General features: G+C 64.1%; 22 protein-coding genes and 1 pseudogene. 13 read left to right on the top strand and 10 right to left on the bottom strand.

The window, feature by feature from the left end; genetic code table 11:
• Nucleotides 1-145, bottom strand: a pseudogene (locus VGH41_RS11285) (ABC transporter permease); the annotation flags it as partial.
• 685 nt (nucleotides 146-830) lie between these two features.
• Here VGH41_RS11285 and VGH41_RS11280 point away from each other — a divergent pair.
• Nucleotides 831-2,507, top strand: a complete 1,677-nt coding sequence (locus VGH41_RS11280) for a diguanylate cyclase (RefSeq protein ID WP_331597502.1) — start codon at nucleotides 831-833, stop codon at nucleotides 2,505-2,507.
• 123 nt (nucleotides 2,508-2,630) lie between these two features.
• Nucleotides 2,631-2,897 carry a hypothetical protein gene (locus VGH41_RS11275; RefSeq protein WP_331597501.1) on the top strand — a complete coding sequence of 89 codons (267 nt, stop codon included), beginning with the start codon at nucleotides 2,631-2,633 and terminating at the stop codon, nucleotides 2,895-2,897.
• A gap of 86 nt (nucleotides 2,898-2,983) precedes the next feature.
• Here the strand turns inward: VGH41_RS11275 and VGH41_RS11270 are convergent, their stop codons facing one another.
• Nucleotides 2,984-4,300, bottom strand: a complete 1,317-nt coding sequence (locus VGH41_RS11270) for an ATP-binding protein (RefSeq protein ID WP_331597500.1) — start codon at nucleotides 4,298-4,300, stop codon at nucleotides 2,984-2,986.
• On the bottom strand, nucleotides 4,284-5,009 hold the full coding sequence (locus tag VGH41_RS11265) for a response regulator (RefSeq protein ID WP_331597499.1): 726 nt from the start codon (nucleotides 5,007-5,009) through the stop codon (nucleotides 4,284-4,286). Before VGH41_RS11265 ends, VGH41_RS11270 begins: the two co-directional genes overlap by 17 nt.
• 221 nt (nucleotides 5,010-5,230) lie before the next feature.
• Between VGH41_RS11265 and VGH41_RS11260 the strand changes: the two genes are divergently transcribed.
• Entirely contained in the window at nucleotides 5,231-5,758 is a 528-nt protein-coding gene (locus VGH41_RS11260; RefSeq protein WP_331597498.1) for a periplasmic heavy metal sensor, read from the top strand.
• Nucleotides 5,759-5,989: 231 nt separating this feature from the next.
• On the opposite strand, the gene VGH41_RS11255 is transcribed toward VGH41_RS11260, so the two are convergent.
• On the bottom strand, nucleotides 5,990-6,700 hold the full coding sequence (locus VGH41_RS11255) for a pirin family protein (protein ID WP_331597497.1): 711 nt from the start codon (nucleotides 6,698-6,700) through the stop codon (nucleotides 5,990-5,992).
• Between the two features lie 403 nt (nucleotides 6,701-7,103).
• Here VGH41_RS11255 and VGH41_RS11250 point away from each other — a divergent pair, with 403 nt between their 5' ends.
• From VGH41_RS11250 to VGH41_RS11230, 5 genes are all read left to right on the top strand, one after another.
• A complete protein-coding gene (locus VGH41_RS11250) occupies nucleotides 7,104-7,322 on the top strand; it encodes a hypothetical protein (protein ID WP_331597496.1) in 219 nt (72 codons plus the stop codon).
• Nucleotides 7,323-7,560: 238 nt separating this feature from the next.
• The gene (locus VGH41_RS11245) at nucleotides 7,561-8,250 is read left to right on the top strand and encodes a histidine ABC transporter permease HisQ (RefSeq protein WP_331597495.1); all 690 of its coding nucleotides are present in this window, start codon (nucleotides 7,561-7,563) and stop codon (nucleotides 8,248-8,250) included.
• Nucleotides 8,247-8,960, top strand: a complete 714-nt coding sequence (locus VGH41_RS11240) for an ABC transporter permease (RefSeq protein ID WP_331597494.1) — start codon at nucleotides 8,247-8,249, stop codon at nucleotides 8,958-8,960. Before VGH41_RS11245 ends, VGH41_RS11240 begins: the two co-directional genes overlap by 4 nt.
• Nucleotides 8,961-8,979: 19 nt before the next feature.
• Nucleotides 8,980-9,759 (top strand): ABC transporter ATP-binding protein, encoded by a 780-nt coding sequence (locus tag VGH41_RS11235; protein WP_331597493.1) that lies wholly within the window; start codon nucleotides 8,980-8,982, stop codon nucleotides 9,757-9,759.
• Nucleotides 9,760-10,387: 628 nt separating this feature from the next.
• Nucleotides 10,388-11,533 (top strand): porin, encoded by a 1,146-nt coding sequence (locus VGH41_RS11230; protein WP_331597492.1) that lies wholly within the window; start codon nucleotides 10,388-10,390, stop codon nucleotides 11,531-11,533.
• A gap of 143 nt (nucleotides 11,534-11,676) precedes the next feature.
• Here the strand turns inward: VGH41_RS11230 and glnK are convergent, their stop codons facing one another.
• Entirely contained in the window at nucleotides 11,677-12,015 is a 339-nt protein-coding gene (gene glnK, locus VGH41_RS11225; RefSeq protein WP_074265470.1) for a P-II family nitrogen regulator, read from the bottom strand.
• 114 nt (nucleotides 12,016-12,129) lie between these two features.
• The gene (locus VGH41_RS11220) at nucleotides 12,130-13,818 is read right to left on the bottom strand and encodes an NAD+ synthase (protein ID WP_331597490.1); all 1,689 of its coding nucleotides are present in this window, start codon (nucleotides 13,816-13,818) and stop codon (nucleotides 12,130-12,132) included.
• Between the two features lie 144 nt (nucleotides 13,819-13,962).
• On the opposite strand from VGH41_RS11220, the gene VGH41_RS11215 reads away from it, so the two are divergent.
• Both VGH41_RS11215 and VGH41_RS11210 read left to right on the top strand, forming a co-directional pair.
• Nucleotides 13,963-15,132: a GNAT family N-acetyltransferase gene (locus VGH41_RS11215; protein WP_331597489.1), complete on the top strand. Its 1,170-nt coding sequence runs from the start codon at nucleotides 13,963-13,965 to the stop codon at nucleotides 15,130-15,132.
• Between the two features lie 119 nt (nucleotides 15,133-15,251).
• A complete protein-coding gene (locus VGH41_RS11210; protein WP_331597488.1) occupies nucleotides 15,252-15,590 on the top strand; it encodes a GIY-YIG nuclease family protein in 339 nt (112 codons plus the stop codon).
• A 145-nt stretch (nucleotides 15,591-15,735) separates the two neighbouring features.
• On the opposite strand, the gene ppa is transcribed toward VGH41_RS11210, so the two are convergent.
• A complete protein-coding gene (ppa, locus tag VGH41_RS11205; protein WP_083085425.1) occupies nucleotides 15,736-16,263 on the bottom strand; it encodes an inorganic diphosphatase in 528 nt (175 codons plus the stop codon).
• Nucleotides 16,264-16,500: 237 nt separating this feature from the next.
• Between ppa and VGH41_RS11200 the strand changes: the two genes are divergently transcribed.
• Entirely contained in the window at nucleotides 16,501-17,940 is a 1,440-nt protein-coding gene (locus VGH41_RS11200) for an aldehyde dehydrogenase family protein (protein ID WP_331597487.1), read from the top strand.
• Nucleotides 17,941-18,037: 97 nt separating this feature from the next.
• On the top strand, nucleotides 18,038-18,796 hold the full coding sequence (locus VGH41_RS11195) for an SDR family oxidoreductase (protein WP_331597486.1): 759 nt from the start codon (nucleotides 18,038-18,040) through the stop codon (nucleotides 18,794-18,796).
• Nucleotides 18,797-18,934: 138 nt separating this feature from the next.
• On the opposite strand, the gene VGH41_RS11190 is transcribed toward VGH41_RS11195, so the two are convergent.
• From VGH41_RS11190 to hemC, 3 genes are read right to left on the bottom strand one after another with little or no spacing between them, the layout of a single operon-like run.
• On the bottom strand, nucleotides 18,935-20,125 hold the full coding sequence (locus VGH41_RS11190; protein WP_331597485.1) for a heme biosynthesis protein HemY: 1,191 nt from the start codon (nucleotides 20,123-20,125) through the stop codon (nucleotides 18,935-18,937).
• Nucleotides 20,126-20,127: 2 nt separating this feature from the next.
• Nucleotides 20,128-22,140: a fused uroporphyrinogen-III synthase HemD/membrane protein HemX gene (gene hemDX / locus VGH41_RS11185; RefSeq protein WP_331597484.1), complete on the bottom strand. Its 2,013-nt coding sequence runs from the start codon at nucleotides 22,138-22,140 to the stop codon at nucleotides 20,128-20,130.
• The gene (gene hemC, locus VGH41_RS11180) at nucleotides 22,140-23,123 is read right to left on the bottom strand and encodes a hydroxymethylbilane synthase (protein ID WP_331597483.1); all 984 of its coding nucleotides are present in this window, start codon (nucleotides 23,121-23,123) and stop codon (nucleotides 22,140-22,142) included. The genes hemDX and hemC overlap by 1 nt, the downstream gene beginning before the upstream one ends.
• A gap of 333 nt (nucleotides 23,124-23,456) precedes the next feature.
• Here hemC and ppc point away from each other — a divergent pair, with 333 nt between their 5' ends.
• Nucleotides 23,457-26,612 (top strand): phosphoenolpyruvate carboxylase, encoded by a 3,156-nt coding sequence (gene ppc / locus VGH41_RS11175; RefSeq protein WP_331597482.1) that lies wholly within the window; start codon nucleotides 23,457-23,459, stop codon nucleotides 26,610-26,612.
• Nucleotides 26,613-26,655 lie beyond the last annotated feature (43 nt).

The raw sequence follows: 26,655 nt of genomic DNA, 5'->3' as shown, positions 1-26,655 counted from the left end.
TCGGCGCGAGCGTCTGGTGAAAGCCGATCGCCGCCATCGCGATCATGCAGATGATCAGCGGAAAGGCGACGAAGTCCCAGCCGTTGGGTAACAAACGCCATGCCGACGCATTGGCGGTACGTTTCAGATCGAAACTGAAGTCCATCAGGCGCCCTTCCTGTATGCGTAGGCTACGTGTAAACAAGCCGCGTCGAGCGGCGCCGGATGACTGACCGGGCGGCCCGGAACAGCGGCATACCCGCTGCGGCGCCCGAAAGACTGGTCCGGAAAGCGGAAATCAGGCATGGCAAAACGCATGTGCGCGGTAATTCGTTAGCGGCGGCAACACGTCGACGGGCAGCGGCCGAGCCCCACGGCGAACCGCCCCTGGGTCGATTCCGCCGCTCCGGCCGCCGGTCACTCCAGGCGCCACCCGAAGGCTGGCGAGTTTTCCTTGTTTTGGACGGCACGACACTACTACAACCTGTGTTTCAGGCACAACCTTTCGGGGCAAATGAGTCGCAGCAAGGCGCCCAGAGCCGTCCCGCCGGCCCGCAAGAGTCGCGCGCCGGTCACCTCCGGAAAACCCGCAACGCCGTTCAGAAAGCGCTCTGTCCGGTCGTTAATAACCTGATGACGCGCGCCAATCCGCAATAACGAATGGCGTTGCGCTGCGCGGCGGTTAAAATCCACAATGGTGGCCGGTCGCGGCCTGGCAGCGGACCCGGACGACAGCGGGTCCGTCCTGGCTCGCCGCAAACCGCAACCCGTCACCATCGGAACGACTCAGCGCCGGCGCGCTGCAACGATTGACCTTGTTGCATGTAAAAGTCAGACGGATCAGAGAGTCGATGAACAGGAATTCCTTGCGCCACGCAACCGGACCGCTCAGCTTCGCGCTGGTCGTGCTCGTGTGCTGGTTCGTGTCCGGCATGATCGCGGACCGGATGGTACAGCAAGAGCTGGGAGCCGCTCTGCGTGCGCAACGGCAGATGTCCATGTCGATCGTCGACAACATGGCCGAAGTGATTGCCAGCGACCTTTCCATGTCGCGCGCCATTCCCGCCACGATGGCGGAAATGGATATCGTCCAGCACGCGCTGGCGCAATCGCAGAACTATGCCGAGAACAGCGGCGTCACGGTCGCCGCCCTGCGCGAGACCCTGCTCAAGGCGCCGGCGCTGGCCGCCGTCGGCGGCTTCCTGCACGACGCGCAAGGCTTCTCGGGACTCGACGCCATCTGGCTCGTCAACGCCAACGGCATTTGCGTGTCGTCCAGCAGCACGCAGACGCGCTCGTTCGTCGGCATCGACATGCGCTCGCGCAACTATCTGGCCAACGCGCTGCTGGGCGCCTTCGGCGAAACCTATGGCGTCGGCCGTGAGAGCGGCGAACCGGGCATTTTCATTGCGGCGCCGGTGTACGACGACGGCGTGCTGGTCGGCGCGGTCGTCGCCAAGGTCGGCATCGCGCGTTTGCGCCACTGGGTCGCGCACGCGGGCACCTTCGTGGCCGACACCAACGGCGTCATCATCATGGCCCACAACAGCGCGCTCGAAGGTCACGCGCTACCCAATGCGCATGTGAAGCAGATGAGCCCGACCGAGCGCAGGAACACCTACCACCGCGAGGACTTTCCGGACGTCCAGATCGCCACCACCATGCGGCAGGTGCGCGACCAGGCGCCGTGGGTCCCGGCGGAGATCGCCGGGCAGCTATTCGGCATCACGGCGCTGCCCTCGCCGGCGCTCTACGAGTCGCGCATCGGCCTTAATTCGGGCCTGTCCGCACACCTCGTGGATCCGCTTGCGGCATGGCCCGAGCTGCTGCGCAATCACAAACGCGACCGCCTGCTGGTGTTTCTCACACTGGTGGGCACCGCGGCGCTCGCGTGGGTGATTACCGTGTCGTATGTGCGCGAGCGCCGCCACCATCGGGCTACCCGCGACCTCGCCGAGCAGTTGCAGTCGGCTAATACGCTGCTGTCCGCCGAGGCCCGCCACGATGCGCTGACGGGCGCACTGTCGCGCCGCTACTTCCTCGATCTGCTGCGCCATGAGATCGACCGCACGCGAGCGAGCGGCGAGCCGCTGTGCATGGCGATTGCCGATCTGGATCACTTCAAGCAGATCAACGACCGCTTCGGCCACGCGGCCGGCGACCGCGCGCTCGAACACTTCGTCGATACCTGCCGCGCCGAACTGCGCGCCACCGATGCAATCGGCCGGCTGGGCGGCGAGGAATTCGGCATCCTGTTGCCGGCCACCGCACTCGAGGGCGGCCGCGAAGTGGTCGAACGACTGCGCAACCGGCTCAAGGCGATACCCTCGACCGAACTGCCGGCGTCGGTCAACCTGAGCGTGAGCATCGGCATCACCGAATTGTCCGAGGACGATCTGCCCGAGCGGATTGTGAGCCGCGCCGACATGGCGCTCTATGCCGCAAAGACCGGCGGCCGCGACCGCACCGAAGCGCTGCCGCCAGACGACACCGCGCCGCCCACCCGCACCGCCGCCACCGCCTGGTGACGCGCTTCTTGGGGCGTGCAAGGCTGGCTGCACCCGGCCGCACCTCACCGACGCCCCGAAGGGAAGCAGGTATCATCAACCTTCATACGAAGGATGTCGCCACTGCTCTACCGGGAGATCTGCATGAAGGGAAATCTGGTCATCGTTTGCCGCGATCACGATGCTGACGCGTTCGATCATCTGCTGGCGGAGTACGGCGCGTTTCAGACGCGGTTATCGTCGACTGCCTGGTATCTGAAGCTGGATGTGGCGCCGGAACTGATTCAGGAGGAGATCCTCGCCCGGCTCGGCAAGTACACGACGCACTACATTTTCGAAGCGGAAACCGTGACGTGGAACACGGTGGACAGCGAGGCCGCCACGGCTTTGAATACGCTGTTCTCGGAGTAACCCCGGCCTGACCGGAGAATCGCCACTCATTTCAAGCCGCCGCCGGCCAGGGTTCAATGCGGCGCCGGCGGCAACTCAAAACCTGCCTACCAGACGCTTTCCGACATCGTAGCGGCCTTCGGTACCGCTTCGAACGAGAAGCTCATCAGCACGCGCAAGCCGCGCCCACCGTGGTTGCCAATTTCCCATTCGCCGCCTGCGCGCCGCACCAGCCGCTCGACGATAGCAAGCCCCAGCCCGCTATGGCCGTTGCCGCCGCGCGCCGGATCGAGCCGCACAAACGGCCGGCTCGCGTTGATCAGATCCTGCGCGGCAATGCCCCCGCCGTTGTCCTGCACCGACAGCGTGAAGCCTGACGGCGTGCGCGCGGTCGCCACCACGACGGGCGGTGCGCCGTACGCATGGGCGTTGTCCAGCAGATTCGACAGGATGCGGTCGAGCGTGGCGGCCGGCAACAGGAAGCCCGCCCCTGCCTTCAGATCGGTCAGCACGCCCGGCGCGCCCGCCGCCACCGCACGGTAGCTGCGCACGACGCGTTCGCACTGCGTGTCGACTTCCACTGCCTCGCTGCGGTCCGCGCCGTCGTGGGCGAAGACCAGAAACTGTTCGACGATATGCGTCATCGAGTCGACGTCGCGCACCACACCGTCGCGCACTTTCACCTCGTCCATCATTTCGGCACGCAGCCGCAGCCGCGCCAACGGCGTCTTCAGATCGTGCGCGACACCCGCCAGCATCACCGCGCGATCGTTCTCGGTCCGCGCCACCTCTTGCACCATCTGGTTGAAGCCGTGGGTCAGCTGACGCAGCTCGCGCGGTCCGCGCTCCGGGACCGGCGGCACCGGCTGGCCGCGGCCGAAACGCGCCACCGCCTGCGCCAGCGAGCGCAACGGCTGTTGCAATTGCCACGCGGCAAACAGCGCGGCCATCACGGCAAAGCTGATGATGATGGTGAGCCACAGCACCATGCGGTCGACCGAACGCGGCGGCCGCAGCGGCTGCACGGGCACCACGATCCAGCTATGGTCGGCCGGTTCGTGCACCCATAGCTCGGGCGGCTTGCCCGGGTCGCCCAGACGCACCTGAGTGCCCGGCGGCATGCGCTCACGCACGTCGTCGACGAAACGGTTCAGCGGCGAACTGGAGTCTTGCGGTGGCGGCGGCACATTCTGGCTGGCCGGGTCGACCAGACGTACGCGTGATGGCAACGGCTGATTGGGCGAGGTCGCGACGTGCTGGCGCACGGCGTCGACGAGGAAGGTCGCCTCTTCAACCGCATAGCGGCTCTGAAACTGGTTGCGCTCCAGGCGGAACATCACGTAGCCCGCGAAATGCGACAGCAGGAGCACCACGACGACCAGCAACGCGAGCCGCCCAAACAGCGAATCAATGGGTCGGCGCATGCTGTTCGCCATCGGGCACGAACACGTAGCCGCGACCACGCACGGTCTGAATGAAACGCGGAGTGGACGGATCGGATTCGAGGATGCGGCGCAGACGCCACACCTGCACGTCGATGCCGCGGTCGGTGCCGTCGTATTCCGGACCGTGCAGCAATTCGAGCAGGCGCTCACGGGTCAGCGTGCGCATGGGGTGATTGACGAAAATCTTTAGTAGGGCGAATTCGCTGCCCGACAACGTGAGCGGCTTGTCTTCCAGATTCAGCGTACGCGACTGGAAATCCAGCGTGAAGCGGCCGAACGAAAACGGCTCGCGCTGTTCCGGCGCCGCCGCCGACGGCAGCGTGCGGCGCCGCCGCAACACGGCCTGCACGCGCGCCAGCAGTTCACGCGGGTTGAACGGCTTGCCGAGGTAGTCGTCCGCACCGAGTTCCAGACCGACGATGCGGTCCACGTCGTCCGCGCGCGCAGTCAGCATGATGACCGGGATGTCGTCACCCGACGCACGGAGTTTGCGCAGCGCCGTCAGGCCGTCCACGCCCGGCATCATCAGGTCCAGCACGATCAGATCGGGACGCTCGCGTTCGAGCCGCCGCTCGAGCGAGCCGGCGTCGTGCAGCACCGACACTTCGATGCCCTGACGAGCCAGATAGTCGCGCAGCAGATCGCGAAGTTCGACGTCGTCATCGACGACAAGTATTTGAGTAGCCATGGGATGAAGTTTAACGCGCACGAGATGGGGTTACCGGGCCGGACCGCCCTCAAAGGGTTACCGGGTGTTACGACGAAAGGCGCACGTAATGTCGCGTAATAGCCGCCGGAGTTCGCGTAACACAGCAAAGTCCGCGGATCTCTACGCTGTGACTTACCGAATGCAGCGCGTGCTGTTTGCCGTGTTCGCATCGTCGGCTATTCCATTACAAGGAGCCATTCATGTCCACAAAAATGTCACGCTTCGTCGCTGTCGCTGCAGCTTCCATTACGATCGGTCTGGGTGCAGCATACGCCGCCCAGCCGGGTGGTCCCGGCGGTCCCGGCGGCTGGCACCACGACCACTTCATGCAAGACATGAACAAGTTGCATGGCGAGCTGAACCTGAACGCGGATCAGGAAAAGCAATGGCAAGCCGCGCTCGACACGATGAAACAGAATCGTGAAACCGCGCGCGCGAACCACAAGCAGATGCATGAGCAGATGAAGTCCATGCAGCAACAGCCCATCCTCGATCTGAATGCGCTGCACGACGCGCATCAGAAGGCCGCGGAACAGGATCATCAACTGCGCGAGCAGACCATGACGGCATGGCTCAACTTCTATAACGGCCTGAACGACCAACAGAAAACCATCGTCAGCACCGCGCTCAAGCAACACTGGGCGAAGATGGAAGCGCGCCATGAAAAGATGCGCCAGCATTGGGAACATGGCAAGGGTGCCGCGTCGGCGCCCGCCGCTGCACAGTAAGTCGCATCAAGCGGTAAGCGGTAGGCAGCAGGCCGTACCCAGCCGGAAGTATGCAGTCAGTGCAGGAGACCAGCGCGGGGCGTGGCGCCTGGTTCGCCGTTGATTGTTGTCAGCGGTGACTCGTCAAGCGTCGCGCCTGCCGTCAAAACGGAAACGCCACGGAAGAATCTTCCGTGGCGTTTCATCTGCTGCGCTGCGCTCAGGCCGACTCACCTGCGCATGCAACCGCGCTCAGGCATTCAGCGCGCCGAGATCGAACAGCAGCACTTCAGCGGCATCGCCCTGGTTCAGGGTCACCGTCCCAGCATCGACGATCATGGCCGCATCGCCCGCAACGAGCGCTTCGCCGTTCACCGTGAGCGAACCGCGCGCCACATGCACGTACGCGCGCCGACCCTTTTCCAGCGCAAATTTCGCCTCTTCGGTGCCGTCAAGCAATGCGGCATAGATCGACGTATCCGCGTGGATCGTCACCGAACCGTCGCGGCCATCGGGCGATGCGACCACACGCAGACGGCCGCGCTTGTCGGCGGCGTCGAAGCGCTTTTCTTCGTAGCCGGGCTGGTCGCCCGCGCGCTGCGGCAAGACCCAGATCTGCAGCAGATGCACCGGCTCGTCCGCGGAGGCGTTGAACTCGCTATGCATCACGCCCGTGCCCGCGCTCATGCGCTGCACGTCGCCGTGCCGGATGGTCGAGCCATTACCCATGCTGTCGCGATGCGCGAGCGCGCCGTCGAGCACGTAGGTGACGATCTCCATATCGCGATGCCCGTGCGTGCCGAAGCCTTTGCCGCCCGCGATGCGGTCCTCGTTGATCACGCGCAGCGGTCCGAAGTGCATATGGTCCGGGTCGTAGTAATCCGCAAACGAGAAGCTGTGATACGAATCGAGCCAGCCATGGTTGGCGTGACCTCGTTCTGCGGAGCGGCGAATTTCGATCATCAGGGTTCTCCCGGTCAATGCGTTGCGATGACCAGAATGTATGGGCGCGCGGCCCCAGGAACAACCCGTACGGGTGCACCGGATCGTTCCATAAATGCGCGCAATCGGCTCGAGCGCGGCGAGCGGTGCAGAGGCTCGGCGGGTGCAACGATCCTGCAATGCCAAAGCAACACTTGCACAGCGTTGCGGTTGTTGCTGCGCCGCTTCGGGTAAAATACCGCGCTTTTCGGGCGGACTCGGCCGCGCGACCCCATCGGACCGCCAGTCCCGCGGGGCAACGCCGATCCGGCACGACAATTTTGACCGCCTAGAATAGCGACGGCTTGCCGCAGGCCGGTGAGCGTCGGCAGAGCGCGACATCAGGATGACCGATCCGATCGGCAACCCGCTTGCATGGAGAGACATGAAGAAGTTCGCAGTGTGCGTGGCGCTTGACGTCATCACCACCGGGGCGAGCGTGACGGCGTGCAAAACCGCGCGCGCCGGCTTCGACGCCCGCTACCCGCCCATTGAAGCGGCAGCCCTCGCGGGCCCGTTCGTCGGCCAGCTCAAAGGCTTCCAGACACCCCGAAGCATCCGGAACTCGGGACGGACCCGCATGGGCCTGCCGCGAGCTTCGTAATACAGTCGGAAAACGCGCTGTCCCGCCGGCAACGGTACGACAGGCAGTCCAGTCGGTTCGGGCAGCCAGTCGCGCCACGCAGCTCCACGCAAGGAGCACGGCGAGTCAGTCATGAATTGCACAGCGGCGCGCTGTGCGCCACGCGGACCAGCCGGGCTCAGGCAAAGACCCGGACCCACGCGGCGCGGGCAGACCGCGTCTTTTGCGGTGCACATCCGCGCATCGTCAAGGACCCCATATGTTCCTTCAAGGCTACGGCCCGCTGCTCCTCAACGGCACCTGGCAGACCGTCAAACTGGCGGTGCTGTCACTGGCGTTCGCATTTGTGCTCGGCCTTCTCGGCGCCGCGGCAAAACTGTCGAAAAACCGCTTCTCATACAGCGTGGGCACGCTCTATACGACTCTCGTGCGCGGCGTCCCCGACCTCGTGCTGATGCTGCTGCTCTTCTATAGCATGCAGATCTGGCTGAACGACCTGACCGACGTGCTCGGCTGGGATCAGATCGACATCGACCCGTTCGTGGCCGGCGTCGCGGTGCTCGGCTTCATCTACGGCGCGTATTTCACCGAGACCTTCCGCGGCGCTTTCCTCGCCGTGCCGCGCGGCCAGCTCGAAGCCGGCGCCGCGTACGGCATGACCGGCTGGCAGGTGTTTTCCCGGATCATGTTCCCGCAGATGATGCGCTTCGCGCTGCCCGGCATCGGCAACAACTGGCAGGTGATGGTGAAAGCAACGGCGCTGGTGTCGATCATCGGTCTCGCCGACGTCGTGAAAGCCTCGCAGGACGCCGGCAAGGGCACCCTGCGGTTCTTCTTCTTCACCCTGCTGGCAGGGGCCATCTACCTCGTCATCACCACGGTCTCGAACTTCGTGCTGATGTACCTCGAAAAGCGCTACTCGACCGGCGTACGAAAGGCGGACCTATGATCGAGATCATTCAGGAATACTGGCGCAACTACCTCTACACAGACGGTTTTCGCTTCACCGGCCTTGCCATCACACTGTGGCTGCTGGTGGTGTCGATCGGCCTCGGCTTCTGCCTGTCCGTTCCGTTGTCGGTCGCGCGCGTGTCGAAGAAGAAGTGGCTGGCGGGCCTCGTGTGGCTGTATACGTATATCTTTCGCGGCACGCCGCTCTACGTGCAACTGCTGCTCTGCTATACCGGTCTCTATAGCCTGGAAGTGATCCGCAATCACGAGCTGACCAATGCGTTCTTCCGCGACGGCATGCATTGCACGCTGCTCGCCTTCACGCTGAACACCTGCGCCTACACCACGGAAATATTCGCCGGCGCGATCCGCGCCACGCCGTACGGCGAAATCGAAGCCGCGCGCGCCTACGGCATGTCGCCCTTCACGCTGTACCGCCGCGTGATCCTGCCGTCGGCGCTGCGCCGCGCGCTGCCGTACTACAGCAACGAAGTGATCCTGATGCTGCACGCCACCACCGTCGCCTTTACCGCGACGGTGCCGGACATCCTCAAGATTGCGCGCGACGTGAACTCGGCGACCTATCAGTCGTTCAACGCGTTCGGCATCGCCGCCCTGCTCTACCTCGCTATCTCTTTCACGCTCGTGTGGCTGTTCCGCCGCGCCGAGCGCCGCTGGCTCGCCTATTTGCGGCCGCAAGGCAAATAAGCCGTCAAGGTCACCATTCATGAACACCAGCAAGCAAAAGCTCTTCGTCGACGAGCTCCATAAACAATACGGCGACAACGAAGTGCTCAAAGGCGTATCGCTGCGCGCCAACGCCGGCGACGTCATCAGCGTGATCGGCTCGTCCGGTTCCGGCAAGAGCACGATGCTGCGTTGCATTAACTTTCTCGAACAACCGAACTCAGGGCGCATCTACGTCGACGGCGAAGAGGTCCGCACGCAACTCGCCAAGGGCGGCGCGCTGCGCGTGTCAGATCCGAAACAGCTGCAACGGGTGCGTACCAAACTGTCGATGGTGTTTCAGCACTTCAATCTGTGGGCACACATGAATGTGCTCGAGAACATCACCGAGGCGCCGGTGAATGTGCTCGGACTGCCGCGCCGCGAAGCCGAAGAGCGCGCGCGCCAGTATCTCGAGAAAGTGGGTCTGGCGCCACGCCTGGAAAAGCAGTATCCGTCCCATCTATCGGGCGGCCAGCAGCAACGCGTCGCGATTGCGCGGGCACTGGCGATGCACCCGGACGTCATGCTATTCGACGAACCGACCTCCGCGCTCGACCCGGAACTGGTCGGCGAAGTGCTGAAGGTCATGCAGACGCTCGCCGAAGAAGGCCGCACGATGATCGTCGTCACCCACGAGATGGCATTCGCGCGCAATGTGTCGAACCATGTGATGTTCCTGCATCAAGGGCGGGTCGAGGAAGAAGGCCATCCGGACGAAGTCTTCAGGAACACGAAGAGTGAGCGCCTCAAACAGTTCTTATCAGGCAGTCTCAAGTAATTCGCATCCAGGCGGCATAACATTTAGGAGAACGGCTATCCCACGCGGCATATCACGCGCCGCTAACCGGCTGTAGTTCCTGTAGTATTACAAGGCGCTTTCAAAAGCGCCTTTTTTCTTTCGAAATCGCGTTTTGCGGGCCTAAATCATCCCCAAAACGGCCTCCACACCCCTCTTTTTTGCCCTACTCCGACCGTTTTTCAACGTCAATAGTGGCAATCCTTAACGTTGCGTCAGATGAACCGTGATTCCCTTGTCAGACAAGGCTTTCATGCTGTTTTTGGGACGCTGTGCAGGGCTGCTGAACACACCACTATTGCAATTTGGAGACACCTGATCGACCGAAGACCAATTTCTTCTCACATTGAAGTGTATTTTTGATAAATTAGTAACCAAAGTACCAAAACAAAGTTGATTAAAAGTAGTTTCACTTCAAAAACACGCAGAGGAGATACCGGTCGACGAGGGATCGGCATGACGCAGAGATAGCCCCACGCTACACGTCATGACAGGGGACCCTGATCGCACCCAATCGTCTCCCTGGTACGAGATTTCTGTTCGGCGCCTCTGGCGACCGGACACCATTCGTAGTACTGGGTTTTTCTTTTGACAGGGTATGGAGGAGAAGATGAAGAAAGTATTGCTCGCCGCGGCGTTGATGTCGGCCGGGGTTGTTGCGCACGCACAAAGCAGCGTGACGCTGTACGGCCGCCTGGACGCAGGTTTCGAGTACATCAGCGGCCTGCCGAATGCCACCTACTCCGGTTCCACGTCGCGTTGGCGCGTTGAGAGCGGCGACTGGGGCACCAGCCTGTGGGGTATGAAGGGCGTTGAAGACCTCGGTGGCGGCAACAAGGCACTGTTCCAGTTGGAAGGCTCCTTTAGCACCGTGAACGGCACGGGCCCTGGCGGTGGCGGTCTCTTCAATCGTTGGGCAACGGTCGGTGGCTCGAACGACCAGTTCGGTACCCTGCTGCTCGGTCGCGAACTGTTCATCTCCAACGGCGTGTGGGACTTTGACCCGTTCGGTCAATCGAACTGGTCGTCGGCGTCGCTGGTGCGTGGCCGCAACTGGCCGCAATCGAGCAACAACGTGTCGTACCAGTCGCCGAAGATTGCTGGCTTTGACGTCTACGGTCAGTACGCGTTCTCGAACGCAACGAACTTCAACGGCAACGGCACGACGGCTCAAGGTCGTGAAGACGGTCTGCAAGTGACCTACACCAGCTCGCTGTTCCAGTTGCGCGGTCTGTATGACGAAATCCGCAATGCCACGAACGGTACGCTGGGCGACGCCGCTGCAGGCAGCCCGAACGGTCCGTTCAGCTTCGGTCGCGAGTACTTCGCCGGCGCCAACGTGTTCCTCGGCCAGTTCAAGATTCAGGCTGTGTACCAGGCTGCGCGTACTTCGGGTGAAACCGGTGTACCTATCGGCACGCCGACCACGACGGATCAGGAATGGGGCGGCGTAACGTGGCAAGCCACGCCGGCTGCAGCACTGATCGCAGCCGTGTACCACGTCAATGCGAACAACGGTGCTGGCAACGCGACGATCTACACGATTGGCGGTTCTTACAACCTGTCCAAGCGTACGTTGCTCGACATCCAGGTTGCGACCGTGCAGAACAGCAAGTCGGCTAACTTCGGTCTCGACGCGAACGCAGCAGGTCCTGGCGGCAACAGCGGTTCGGGCAGCTCGCTTACGTACAACGAAAACCCGCTGCACGGCCACAGCCAGACCGGCGTGTACGCAGGTATTCAACACTCGTTCTAAACGAACGGTGTAACGACAAGATCTTTTAGACTCTTTTTCACGCTGCTGCGAGAGGCGCGTATCGGTGCGATGTCCGCAAGGGTATCGCACCGTTTTTTATTGCCGCGCGCGGATCGATGCCGCCGTCAGCAAACGAACGGTGCTTATACAGCCGCTTCGTTTTCCTCACCAGTGCGAATGCGGATCACGCGCTCCACTTCCGCGACAAAAATCTTGCCGTCGCCAATCTTGCCGGTGCGCGCTGCGCCGATGATCGCGTCGATCACCTGATCGCACTGATCGTTCGCCACCACCACTTCGATCTTCACTTTCGGCAGGAAGTCGACCACATATTCCGCGCCGCGATACAGTTCGGTGTGACCTTTCTGACGCCCGAAGCCTTTGACTTCGGTAACCGTCAGGCCCGTCAGACCCACTTCTGCGAGCGCTTCGCGCACTTCGTCGAGCTTGAACGGTTTGATGACTGCAGTAATACGCTTCATGGCGTGCCTCGTCTCTTATCGGATAGTTCGGGGAATCGAAAGGGAATAGATAGCTTTGATTCTACGCTGCGCCGGATGCCTTGCGGACTTTCCGGCGCGCGCGGAACCTGGCGTTTACTCCACCGGCTCGGTGTAACGCGACGTGATCGGATAACGCCAGTCGCGGCCGAACGCGCGGTGCGTCACGCGAATGCCGATCGGCGCCTGACGCCGCTTGTATTCGTTGATCTTGATCAGACGCGTGACGCGCTTCACGTCTTCCACCGCGTAACCCGCCGCGATGATCTCCGCGAGCGAGCGGTCCTCTTCCATGTACATGCGCATGATGGCGTCGAGCACTTCATACGGCGGCAAGCTGTCCTGGTCGGTCTGGTTCTCGCGCAGCTCGGCGGACGGCGCGCGCGTGAGAATGCGCTCCGGAATGACGTCGCGGGTCGCGAAGGTCGTCGCCGCGTTGCGATAGTGGCAAAGCCGGTACACCAGCGTCTTCGCAATGTCCTTGATGACCGCGAAGCCGCCTGCCATGTCGCCGTACAGCGTGCAATAGCCCACGGCCATCTCGCTCTTGTTGCCGGTGGTCAGCACGATGGAGCCGAACTTGTTCGACAACGCCATCAGCAGCGTGCCGCGAATGCGCGCCTGGATGTTTTCTTCCGTCGCGTCTTCCGCGCGGCCGGCAAACTCGCCGGCGAGCGACGTGCGGAACGCATCGAACATCGGCGCAATCGCGATTTCGTCGTAGCGCACGCCGACGCGGCGCGCCATCTCGGCGGCGTCGGTGGTGGAGATGTCCGCGGTGTAGCGTGACGGCATCATCACGGCGCGCACCCGCGCGGCACCCAGCGCGTCGCACGCCACGGCCAGCACCAGGGCCGAATCCACGCCGCCCGACAGGCCGATGATCGCGCCCGGAAAGCCGTTCTTGTTAATGTAGTCGCGCACGCCCATCACCAGCGCCGCATAAACCTGCGCCTCCACCGACAGTTCCGGCGCAACGCTGGAGGGCACCGGCCGCGCGCCGTCGAATTCGACGATGGCGTTGCCCTCCTCGAATTGCGGCATCTTTGCGACCATTTCACCGTGCGCGTCCAGCACGAACGACCCGCCGTCGAACACCAGTTCGTCCTGCGCGCCGACCATGTTCACGTAGACCATGGGCAAGCCGGTCTCACGAATCCGCGCGCGCAGGATATCGACCCGCACCGCTTCCTTGTTCAGGTGATACGGCGAGCCGTTCGGAATCAGCAGCACCTGGGCGCCCGCCGCCTTGGCCTGCTGCGCGGCCGGCGCATGCCAGACGTCCTCGCAGATCACGACGCCGTACTTGATGCCGTCCAGAGCGAACACAAACGGCTTCGGGTCCGAGGCGAAATAGCGCTTCTCGTCGAACACTTCGCTGTTGGGCAGATCCTGCTTCAGGTAGGTGCCTTTCACTTCACCGTCGACGATCAGCGAGGCCGCGTTGAACGTGTCGACTGGCGGCACGCCGCGCTCGATTGGCGCGTTTGCTTTACCATGGCCGTGCGCGGCGTCGCGATGCGGATGGCCCACCACCACGTGCAGTCCAGTGAACGGCTTGAGTTGCGCGGCGAGATCGGCCAGTGCCGCGGCGCTCGCGGCGTAGAACGCCGGGCGCAGCAGCAGGTCTTCGGGGGGATAGCCGGAGAGCGCGAGTTCCGGTGCGATCAGTAGCTTCGCACCATCGTTGTGCGCGGCGCGGGCCGCGTCGACGATCTTCGCGACGTTGCCGGCGAAATCGCCGACGGTGACATTGAGTTGAGCAAGAGCGATTCGGGTCTTCATGGCAGGATCGGTGGCAAGCCGCGCGGCTTGCCGGTTGCGGCGGCCAGCTGGCTCGACGGAACAGACAAACTCGACATACACGGACAAACGAACGACGCACCGCTAGACGCAGTGCGTCGCTCAGATCGGAAACAGTCAAACAGATTGAACCAGGAACGCTTTGATTATCGCACGGGCATTCTGGCGTCGCCCTCCGAGGTGGACGCCGCCGAATGGAACGCCCTGCTCGCCAGCCAGTCGCAACCCACGCCGTTTCTGCGGCACGAGTTCCTGAGCGCGCTGCACGCGAGCAAATCCGCCGTCGCCGATACCGGCTGGGCGCCCCAATTCGTCACGCTGACCGATCCGCGCAGCGGGCGGCTCGCCGCCGCCGCCCCCGTGTATCTGAAAGGGCACTCGTACGGTGAGTATGTGTTCGACTGGGCCTGGGCCGACGCCTACAAGCGCAACGGCCTGCCCTACTATCCGAAGCTGTTGTGCGCCGTGCCGTTCACGCCGGTGCAAGGCAACCGGCTGCTGGCCGCGGATCCACTCGCGCTGCGCCACCTCGCAGCCACGCTGATGGCGTTCGCGGAACAGGCGGACGTGTCGTCGCTGCACGTGCTGTTTCCAACCGCGGCCGAGGCGGAAACGCTCACCGAAATGGGCATGATGCAGCGCGAAGGCGTGCAGTTTCATTGGCTGAACGACGGCTATCGCGACTTCGACGACTTCCTTTCGACGCTCGAGCAGAAAAAACGCAAGAACATTCGCGCCGAGCGCCGCAAGGTGCACGACGCCGGCATCACAATGCGACGGGTGCGCGGCGAAGACGCCACGGACGCCGACTGGCGCTTCTTTGCGAAGTGCTACAAGCAGACTTACCGCGAGCACTTTTCGAGTCCGTACCTGAACCTGGACTTTTTCCGCACGATCGGCGCGACCATGCCGGAAAACCTGCTGCTCGTGATCGCGGAGTATGAGGGCAAGCCGATCGCCAGTTCGCTGGTGATCTATCAGCGCGACGAGAAGACCGGCGGGACGCTATACGGCCGCTACTGGGGCGCGCTCGAACATGTGCCCTGCCTGCACTTCGAGACCGCGTATTACCAGCCGCTCGAGTTTTGCATCGAAGAGAAACTGGGGGTGTTCGAAGGCGGCGCGCAAGGCGAGCACAAGATGGCCCGCGGCTTTTTGCCGACTGTCACGCGCTCGACGCACTGGCTTGCGCACCCGGCATTTTCCGATGCAGTGGCACGCTTTCTCGACAGCGAAGCGAATAGCATCCACGCGTATGTGGATGAATTGCGGGACCATAACCCGTTCAGGAGTTAGCTACGCGAAACGCCCGGATCCACGCGGGCGTTTTTATATGGGACACTTGCGCACGCAAGCCGCCGCGACCCACCGGAGCGCCGCGGCCCTTTCCTCCGCTACAACTGTTCGCCACACTCATGCCGTGGTTTCTTTATCTGATCGAATGCGCCGACGGTAGCGTCTATACCGGTATCGCCATCGACGTGCAGGCGCGCTTCGAAAAACACCTCAACGGCACGGGCGCGCGCTATACCCGCTCGCGCAAGCCGCTGCACGTGCTGGCGTCGTTCGAACTCGCGGATCGTTCCAGCGCCTCGCGGGCGGAATACTTCGTCAAGCGGTTGCCGGCCGGGGAAAAGCGGGCGTTGGCGGCGGGTGTCCGTACCTTGGACTCTGTGGTGCCGGTGGTGCTCGCTGTTGCCGTTGCTGAAGAAGACCCAGAAGGGCTTGCCGGCCAGTCGGCTCAGGACGCATAGCCTTGCTTTGCCGGTCTATGCGCGCGGTCCCCGGTGACCGCGAGTGACGCACGGCGCGAAGCGCGCACCATGAAAAAACCGCGCGGCCCTGACGGGCACGCGCGGTTTTTGCTATCTGGCTACGGTCCGCAAAGACCGGACGGGCTTACTTCTTGTAGTTCGCCACGCCTTCGCTGATTTCCTTGTGAGCGGCTTCGACATCCGCCCAACCTTCGACCTTCACCCACTTGCCTTTTTCGAGCGCCTTGTATTGCTCGAAGAAGTGCTTGATCTGGTCCTTCAGATACGCCGGCACGTCGTCGATCGACTTCAGGCTCGCCGTCATCGGGCAGACCTTGTCGTGCGGCACGGCGATCAGCTTCGCGTCGACGCCCGACTCGTCCGTCATTTGCAGCATGCCGAGCGCGCGAGCACGCACGACCGAGCCGGCCAGCAGCGGAAACGGCGTGATCACCAGCACGTCGACCGGGTCGCCGTCACCGGACAGCGTCTGCGGAATGAAGCCGTAGTTGGCCGGATAACGCATGCCGGTGCTGATGAAACGGTCGACGACGAGCAGGCCCAGATCCTTGTCTGCCTCGTACTTCACCGGATCGCTTTGCGCGGGGATTTCGATGATGACGTTGAAATCTTGCGGAAGGTCTTTGCCTGCGGGGACGTGATTGAAGCTCATGAGCGCTCTCTGAACAGGATGAAATTCGGAACACGGCGCGCGACGCAGCGCCTGATCAAGGTCAGGCACAACAGCGTGGCCGGAAGTGCGGAATACGTCATTATAGCCAATCGGCCGATGGCAGCCGTCGAAGGATCGGCGCGATAATCGTTGCAAGAGCGCGCGGCCTTGCGCCCCCAGCAAGCGGCGCCGCTCGGCACGGCCTTCAGATTCACGCAGCTTTAGCCAGGAGCGTATATGGACGAAGCGAAACACTTCATCAATGGCGAATGGGTCGGCCCGGCAGGCGGCGAGACCATTCCGGTGCTCGACCCCTCCGACGGACAGCCCTTCGCGCAATTGGCCCGCGGCACCGGCGCGGATATCGAGGCCGCGGTGCAAGCCGCCCGGCGCGCCTTCGAAGGCCCGTGGGGCGCGGCCAGCGCGGCGGAACGCGGCCGCGTGCTATACCGGCTGTCCATGCTGGTGGCCGCCTGTCACGACGAGCTCGCGCAAATCGAAGCACGCGACACCGGCAAACCGCTGCGCCAGGCACGCGCGGATGCCGCGGCACTCGCACGCTATTTCGAGTTTTACGCGGGCGCCGCCGACAAGCTGCACGGCGAGACCCTGCCCTATCAAACGGGTTACACGGTCTTTACGGTGCGCGAGCCGCACGGTGTCACCGGACATATCGTGCCGTGGAATTATCCAATGCAGATCTTCGGCCGCAGCGTCGGCGCGGCGCTGGCAACCGGCAACGCGTGCGTCGTGAAGCCGGCGGAAGACGCGTGCCTGTCGGTGCTGCGGGTTGCCGAACTGGCTGCCGAAGCGGGCTTGCCGCCCGGCACGCTGAACGTCGTGAGCGGCTACGGACACGAAGCGGGTGCGGCGCTCGCGCGTCATCCGGGCATCGATCACATCTCGTTCACCGGCTCGCCGGAAACCGGCAAGCTGGTCACGCAGATGGCTGCGGAAAATCACGTGCCGGTCACGCTCGAACTGGGCGGCAAGTCGCCGCAAATCGTGTTCGCCGATGCCGACCTCGACGCCGCACTGCCGGTGCTCGTCTCGGCCATCGTGCAGAACGCCGGGCAGACCTGCTCGGCAGGCAGCCGCGTATTGATCGAGCGACCGATCTACGAGCCGCTGCTGGACCGACTCGGCTCCGCCTTCCATGCATTGCGGGTCGGGCCTTCGCATGCGGACCTGGATTGCGGACCGCTCATCAGCGCGAGGCAACAGCGGCGCGTCTGGGATTTTCTGTCAGATGCCCAGCATGACGGCATCGCCATGGCCGCGCACGGCGAAGTGATCCCCGAGGCCCCGGAGACCGGGTTCTACCAGGCGCCCACGCTGCTGCGCGACGTGCCCCCAGACCACCGCCTCGCGCGCGACGAAGTGTTCGGCCCGGTGCTGGCCGCCATGTCCTTCACGGATGAAGACGAAGCCGTCGCACTCGCCAACGGCACGGCATACGGACTGGTCGCGGGCATCTGGACGCGCGACGGCGCCCGCCAGTTGCGCCTCGCAAGACGCGTGCGCTCGGGCCAGGTGTTCATCAACAACTACGGCGCGGGCGGCGGCGTCGAATTGCCCTTCGGCGGCGTCAAGCATTCCGGACACGGGCGCGAAAAGGGCTTCGAGGCGCTGTACGGCTTCACGGTGTTGAAGACGGTTGCGATCCGGCACGGCTAGCACGTCGTCTTGTGCAACGCGCGAGGCAACGCCTCAAGGCAACCCGCAGGCAAACCGGCAGGCACACGAACTCAGTACTGACAACAACGGAGACATCATGCGGTTGACAGGGAAAACGGCCATCGTCACGGGTGGCGGCTCGGGTTTCGGCGAAGGCATTGCGAAGACCTATGCGCGCGAAGGCGCGAACGTGGTGATCAACGATATGAACGGTGCGGCGGCCGAGCGCGTCGCAAGCGAAATAGCGCTGGCCGGCGGCAAGGCGATTGCGGTGACGGGCGACGTCACCCGCAGCGACGACTGGACCCGTCTGCGTGAAGCGGCGCTGGAAGATTTCGGCAGTGTGCAGATCGTCGTCAACAATGCGGGCACCACGCATCGCAACAAGCCGGTGCTCGATGTCACGGAGGCCGAGTTCGATCGCGTCTACGCGGTCAACGTGAAGAGCATCTATTGGAGCGTGCAGGCATTCGTGCCGTATTTCCGCGAACAAGGCGGCGGCGTGTTCCTGAATATCGCATCGACCGCGGGGGTGCGGCCCCGGCCTGGTCTCATCTGGTACAACGGCAGCAAGGGGGCGGTGATCATTGCGAGCAAGGCGCTCGCCGCCGAACTCGGTCCGGACCGCATACGTGTGAATTGCGTGAATCCGGTCATGGGCGAAACCGGACTGCTGTCGGAATTCATGGGCGTCGAAGACACGCCCGAGAACCGTCAGCGCTTCCTGGCCGGTATTCCGCTCGGCCGCTTTTCGACGCCGCAGGATGTGGCCAACGCTTGCCTTTACCTGGCGTCGGATGAAGCCGAGTTCATCACTGGCGTGTGTCTGGAAGTGGACGGCGGGCGCTGCGTTTGACACTTACGCAAGCGCCGCAGCGAGAACCCAAAAATGAGCAAGGCCCCCGCAGATTACTCTGCGGGGGCCTCAGCCTGAGCAGGTCGTGGCATCGCCCGTCAGGCAGTGCGTCAAGACGGCACCGTCAGTCGCTCAGGTTCAAACCACATTCATCGCCAGCGCGCTTTCGCGATAGTGCTGGCTTGCCTTCTCGGTGTCGCCCAGTTGCTCGTGCAGACGCGCCAATGCCCGGTGCGAGCGAATCTTCAGCGTCTCGTTGTCGGCGAGTTTCAGCGCGGTTTCAAGGAACGACTGCGCCTTGCCCCACAACTGCTGGTGCAGACACAGGCGCCCCAGCGCGAACATCAGGTCCGCATCGTCCGGACGATCCTTCTGCCACGCTTCGGCCTTCTGGATCAGCGGCAACGCATCACCGCCGGCGGTGTCGGGGTAGCGGCGCAACAAGCGCGCATCCCAGTTTTGCGCGAGGGCTTCTTCCACGATCTTGCGCGCATCCTGCGGACGATTGAGCGCCACCAGCAACTCAGCGGCGAGGTCCGCGAGACGTGGCGAATGCCGCTCGGTCGGCGACAGCGCGTGCCACAGTTCCAGCAACGCGTCGGCATTGTGGCGCCGGTCGCGCAACAGGTTTTCCGCTGCCAGCTGACGCAGCCGCACGGCCACCGCGGGGTGAATCGCCTCGCGCTTCTCCAGCGTCTTGACGAGCTTGAGCACTTCGCTCCAGTTCTTCAATTGCTGTTGCGCGCGCAACATGATCTGCTGCGCGTGGATGCGGCGGCCGCCTTGCGACTGCATCTCCGTCAAGGCGGTGAGTGCGCCGTCGGCGTCGCGGCCGTCGGCACGCATGTCGGCGGTGGCCATCAGGCGTGCGTCCTGCCAGTCGGGTTCGTCGATCTTGGCGAGCCATTCGTCGCGTCGCGCATACTCGTGCATCCGATGCGCGGCCGTCGCCGCCACGAGGCCCGCCGCGCCCTTATTGTCGCCGTTGGCGAGCGCGTCGCGCGCCGCCTTTTCAGCGCGCGAGAACCGCCCCGCGTACAGATTTCCGATCGCATCACGCAAGGCCGCATGCGCCTTCGCGACGCGCGAACGGGCCCGGTACGCGGCCACGCGCTGCGGCATGCGCCAGATGTTGCGCACGATGCGCAACAGCGCATACATCACGATGAACAGCACCACCAGCCCGACCACGAACAGGTTCAGCGAAATATCCACGCGATACGGCGGATAGACGAGCAGCACCTGCCCCATGTCGAAGCGGCCGACCGTGGCCAGCGCGACCGCGACGACGAACAGGAAAGCGAGCCACAAGAGTCCCCGGATTGCCATGATTAACCCCGGCTCCGGTATTGATTGACGGCCTGCAGGCTCGTATTCAGGTTCGGCACGTCCACCGCTGCCGAGCCGTCGTCCACGTCCTTCACCAGCCCGCGCACGGTCTGCGTCTGTTTCGACGCGTTGTCGAAGTAACGCGCGAGCGCGGCGTCCGCGGCATGCAGGTCGGACTTGAGGGTGGTCTGATTGCGCGAGAGGAGCGCGAGACGCGCCGACAACAGACGCAGCTTCAGATTCTCACGCACGAAGTAGCCCTGGTCCGGTGTCACCAGCATCGCGTCGGCATTGTCGATGCGGCGCACCTGCACGAGACTCGTCAATTGCTGGCCGATGCCCGTGTAGAACTCGCGCCACCACACCTTCCAGCGCGGCTCGCCGGTGACGGCCGCCACCTTCGCGGTGTCTTGCGGCGCGGCCGCATGCGGTGTGGCATGCACGGTCAGCGCCTCGCCGGAGAGCGGCAGCGCGTCGACCTGGTCGATCGCGTTGTCGAGCTTGATGGCGAGGCCCGTCAGGTCGGTGGACGGCGCGGACTTCAGCTTGTCGATGTCCTGCGCGATAGCCTTGCGCACCGCCACCACCTGGGCGCCGTCAGAGGCAGCAAGGCGCGTATCGGCGCTTTGCAGCGCGAACAATGCGAGCTGGGTGTTGCCGGTCAGTTGCAACTGCTGGCTCGCCGCCGACAGCATCTGACCCACTTCGGCAAGGGTCCAGTCGTCACGCGTACGCGCGAGGTCCGCGTATTGCTGTTGCAGTGCCTGCTGGGCCTGCTGGGCATCGGCCAGCTTGCCGTCGAGTTGCGACAGCTGGGTATCGAGCTGACGAACCGTTGCCACCGCCTGATCCGTCTTCACGCCCAGCGCGGCGGTTTGCGCGTCGTTGGCCTGCTGACGCTGCGTCAACTGCTGATCGAGCCGGATGACCTTGCGATTCAGCGCAACGCCGCCCACGCCTGCGGCACAGGCGATCACCACGACGACAAGCCACAGCAGCGGTCCGCTCGCGCTGCGGCGCGGCTGTTGCGCTTCGTAGGGCGTGAAGGGGGGATTGGGCGGCAACGCGGTGGTTGCAGCCGGCTGGGGTGAAGCGTTCGTGGAAGCGTTCGATTCAGTCATGCGTGAGTGAGCCGGGTTGGTCTGTACCGGTTGAACAACGGGAGGTATGGCGGCAAGCAGGGCACGGGCAATCCGCTCATCGCCCGCGCCGGACACTGTAATGCTATCAAAACCCAGTCCCCGCGCGGTCTGCGCGATACGTGGATGCGGCGTCACGAGCGCGGCGCGTTTTAGCTGGGCGATTTCGCCGGCGTTCAGATGTTCCTGCGCCAGCTCGTCGAGATTGCGCACGCCTTCCGAACTGGTCACGAGCCACGCGTGCGGCTCGCCTTCCAGCAGGGTGTGCACCCGTGCCCATGCGCCCACCGTGGGTTCCGGCACGAGCCGCCGGTACGCCGCGACTGTTTCCACTTCGGTACCGGCTTCGCGCAGCCGCTCGGCCAGCCATTCGCGGCCGCCGTCGCCCCGCACGATCAGCACGCGCTTGCCTTCGAGCGAGGCGGCGCCAAGCCTGGCGTCGATGGCGGCAAACAGCGCCTCGGAATCGAAGCGCGCCGCTTCGTCATCGACCTCGGCGCTCGGGCTGATCACCTGATACGCCGGCGCCTCGACGCCATGGCGCGCCAGCGCGGCGACGCTGCCCGGCCCCACGACGCCGACCGGCAACGCATGCGGCCAGATTGCCTTGTACTGGCCAAACGCGTAGTCGACCGCGTTCGGCGAGACGAACACCACCAGCGCGTAACGTTCGAGCGAGGCCAGTGCCGCATGCAGCGGCCCCAGGTCCTCGGCATGCGTGATGGCGATCAGCGGAAACTGCAGCGCCGCGACGCCCGCTGCCGCCAGCTGCGCGATGAGCGCGTCCGACTGCCCCGCCGGACGGGTAATCACGACCGTGTACGACGCGCGGCCGCTCGCGTGCGAAGATGAGTTGCCGCCTGTATCCGCCGCCATCACGCGCCAGTCGCCGGACCGCTCGAAGTGCTGAGCGAGCGGACAATATCCATTGCACCCTGGGCTTCGAGCGCGTCCGCGACTTCGCGGCCCAGCTGAACGGCACCTTCGACGGTGGCTGCGGGCGCTGAGCCCTGCGCGCTCAGGACCCGCTGACCGTCCGGCGTCGCGACGACGCCGCGCAAATGCAGCGCGCCGCCCTGCCATGTGGCATATGCCGCGAGCGGCACCTCGCAGCTGCCGCCCAGGGCGCGCGACACCATCCGCTCGGCTTCGACAGCCAGCGCCGTCGGCATGTGATTGAGCGGCGCGAGCCAGGCGGCCAGCTCGGGACGCCCGGCGCGAATTTCGATGCCGAGCGCACCTTGCCCTGCGGCCGGCAAGCTGTCGTCCGGATCGAGCAAGGCGCGGATGCGATCGGCAAGACCCAGCCGTTTCAGCCCGGCCGCCGCCAGAATGATCGCCGCATAGTCGCCGCGGTCGAGCTTCGCGAGACGCGTATCCAGATTGCCGCGCAACGGCTGCACGACCAGTTGCGGATAGCGCGTGCGCAGCATCGCTTCCCGGCGCAGGCTGGAGGTACCCACCACGCTGCCGGCCGGCAGCGCGGCAAGCGAGTCATAGGTGTTCGAGACGAACGCATCGCGCGGGTCTTCGCGCTCCATGATGGTGGACAGCTCGAAACCCGACGGCAGTTCCATGGGTACGTCTTTGAGCGAATGGACGGCCAGATCGGCGCGGCCTTCGGCCAGCGCGCTCTCCAGTTCCTTCACGAAGAGGCCCTTGCCCCCCACCTTCGAAAGTGTGCGATCGAGAATTTGATCGCCACGTGTCGTCATCCCAAGGATTTTTACGTCACAAGATGGATATAATTGTTGCAGCGCACACTGCACGTGCTCCGCTTGCCACATCGCAAGGCGGCTTTCCCGCGAAGCGATGACCAAAGTGGAGGGAGGTGGCGCGGAAGGCGTCTCGGAGTTCATTGCAAGGACAGTGGATAACGGGAGGTAATAACAAACAATGTTAGCACGCGCCCCAGCCAGTCTTTATCGGCCTGATGGCCATGGTGGCGCGCGTATGCTGGAGGAGACAGGCCCAGTCCGGGTACGGCGCAGCACAAGCCGCTGATTCACGCACGATCGTGCGCGCGCCTGAAGGCCGCATGCGGGATGATGCAATGCGGCGCGCCATGCGATCCATGGGCCTATCCTCTCCAGCGTGCGCGCTCACGTGCCATACATGCAGTTCGCGCGCAATTCGCCAAGTAGCAGCAGTTCATCTATCAACAGACCCTGGCTTCCCTGAGGAAACCCATCGTGACGTCTTCCGGATCGGCGCGCCCTGCCCGCCGCAACACTGCATCGCTCAACGGTTCTGCCGGTGCGCCCATTGTCGCCCCCGCCGCCGCTCCCTCCGCACCGCGCGCCGGCGCCAAACGCGCCGCCGTCCAGGCGGCCAAGGTCACTGAAACCGTCAAAGCCGCCAAGGCCGTGAAGGCAGCCAAAACCGTGAAGGCCGACAAAGCGGACAAGGCGGACAAGGCGGTGAAACCCGGCAAACCGGCCAAAACCCGAATCAAGGCCAGCGTTAATCAGCCGGCATCGAGCGCCAATGGCAACGGCAATGGCGCAGCGGCGACGCCCGCGCCGAAATCCGCCAGCCGCACGCGTGAAGACAAAGACCAGCCGCTCTTCCAGGACATCCGCTATCTGGGACGGTTGCTGGGCGACGTCGTGCGCGAGCAGGAAGGCGACGCGGTATTCGACGTGGTGGAAACCATCCGCCAGACCGCCGTTCGGTTTCGCCGCGAAGACGACAGCGCGGCCGCGCAGACGCTCGAAAAGAAGCTGCGTTCACTGAGTCCGGAGCAAACGGTCAGTGTGGTGCGTGCATTCAGCTATTTCTCGCATCTGGCAAACATCGCGGAGGACCGGCATCGCAACCGCCGCCACCGGATTCACGCACTGGCCGGTTCGGCGTCGCAGGCCGGCACGATGGCATACGCGCTCGAACGGCTGATGGAAGCCAACGCCGCCGCCACGCCGGTGCTGCAGCAGTTTTTCAACGAAGCGCTGATCGTGCCCGTGCTGACGGCGCATCCCACGGAGGTGCAGCGCAAGAGCATTCTGGATGCGCAGCACGACATTGCCCGTCTGCTGGCCGAACGCGACCAGCCGCTCACCGAGCGCGAACGCGCGCACAACGAATCGCTGCTGCGCGCCCGGGTCACCTCGCTGTGGCAAACGCGGATGCTGCGCGACGCGCGCCTGACGGTGGCCGACGAAATCGAAAACGCGCTGTCGTATTACCGCGCCACCTTCCTCGAAGAGATCCCCGCGCTGTATGCGGATATCGAAGCCGCGCTCGCCGAGCACGGCCTCGACGCGCGCCTGCCGCCCTTCTTCCAGATGGGCAGCTGGATCGGCGGCGATCGCGACGGCAATCCGAACGTGAGCGCCGCGACGCTGGAAGACGCGATCACGCGCCAGGCCGCGGTGATCTTCGAGCACTATCTGGAACAGGTGCACAAGCTGGGCGCCGAGCTATCGGTGTCGAATCTGCTGACGGGCGCCAGCGACGCGCTCAAGGCGCTGGCCGCGGCCTCGCCGGACCAGTCGCCGCATCGCGTGGATGAGCCGTATCGGCGCGCGCTGATCGGCATCTATACGCGGCTCGCGGCGAGCGCGCGGGTGCGTCTTGGCGAAGGCGCCGTGCCGCTGCGCAGCGCCGGTCGCGGCGCGGCCCCCGTGCGCGCCCAGCCCTACGAGGACGCCGCCGAATTCGAGCGCGACCTGCATGTGCTGATCGACTCGCTCGCCGAGCATCATGGCGCATCGCTCGCGGCGCCGCGCCTGTCGCCGCTCGCGCGCGCGGCCGAAGTGTTCGGCTTTCACCTCGCCAGCATCGACCTGCGTCAGAGTTCAGACATCCACGAAGCGGTGATTGCCGAGTTGCTCAAGCGCGCCGGCGTCGAAGACGACTATGCCGCGCTGCCCGAGGCGGACAAGCTGCGCGTGCTGCTCAGCGAACTCGCGCAGCCGCGTCTGTTGCGCTCGCCGTATCTGGAGTACTCGGACCTCGCGAAGAGCGAACTCGGCGTGCTCGAAGCGGCTCGCGTGACGCGCGAAAAATTCGGCGCGCGTGCCGTGCGCAACTACATCATTTCGCACACGGAAACCGTCAGCGATCTGGTGGAAGTGATGCTGCTGCAAAAGGAAACCGGGCTGCTGCAAGGACGTCTGGGCGACCCCAACGAGCCGGCCAAGGCCGGCTTGATGGTGATCCCGCTGTTCGAAACCATCCCCGATCTGCAAAACGCGTCGCACATCATGCGCGATCTGATCGCGCTGCCAGGCGTCGATTCGCTGATCGAACATCAGGGCGGCGAGCAGGAAGTGATGCTCGGCTATTCGGACAGCAACAAGGACGGCGGCTTCCTGACCTCGAACTGGGAGCTATACCGTGCCGAGCTGGCGCTCGTCGCGCTCTTCAACGAACGCGGCGTGACGATGCGCCTGTTCCACGGCCGTGGCGGCACAGTCGGACGCGGCGGCGGCCCGACCTATCAGGCCATCCTGTCGCAGCCGCCGGGCACGGTGGACGGTCAGATCCGCCTGACCGAACAGGGCGAGGTGATTGCCAGCAAGTTCGGCAATCCGGAAATCGGCCGGCGCAATCTCGAGACGGTGATCGCGGCCACGCTCGAGGCGTCGCTGCTGCCGCACGGCAACACGCCGGCGCAGTTGCCGGTGTTCGAGGAAACCATGCAGCAGTTGTCCGATGCCGCCATGGCCTCGTACCGCGCCTTGGTCTACGAGACACCCGGCTTCAAGGAATATTTCTTCGAATCCACGCCGATCAGCGAAATCGCCGAACTGAACATCGGCAGCCGTCCGGCGTCGCGCAAGCTGCAAGATCCGAAGCAGCGCAAGATCGAAGATCTGCGGGCCATTCCGTGGGGCTTCTCGTGGGGGCAATGCCGTCTGTTGCTGACCGGCTGGTATGGCTTCGGCAGCGCGGTGGCCGCGCATCTGGACCGCGCGCCGTCCGACGCCGAACGTTCACGCCGTCTCGCGCTGCTCAAGAAAATGCACAAGACGTGGCCCTTCTTTGCCAACCTGCTGTCGAATATGGACATGGTGCTGGCGAAGACCGATCTCGCGGTGGCGTCACGCTACGCGGCGCTCGTGACCGACAAGAAGCTGCGCAAGCATGTGTTCGAGCGAATCGTCGCGGAATGGGAACGCACCTCGAAGGTGCTCTCCGAGATTACCGGCAAGACCGAGCGGCTCGCGGATAACCCGCTGCTCGCGCGTTCGATCAAGAACCGCTTCCCGTATCTCGATCCGCTGAATCACTTGCAGGTGGAATTGCTGAAGCGCTACCGCGCTGGCGACACGAACGCACGCTTGCGGCGCGGGATTCACCTGACCATCAACGGGATTGCGGCAGGCTTGCGCAATACGGGTTGATACGGCTGGCTGGGTCCAGCAGACGTTCTACCGTGTACAAGCT

Source organism: Paraburkholderia sp. (assembly GCF_036488795.1).
Classification (GTDB): Bacteria; Pseudomonadota; Gammaproteobacteria; order Burkholderiales; family Burkholderiaceae; genus Paraburkholderia.
Note: the sequence above shows the minus strand (reverse complement) of the source record. Positions and strands in the feature narration are given on the sequence as shown.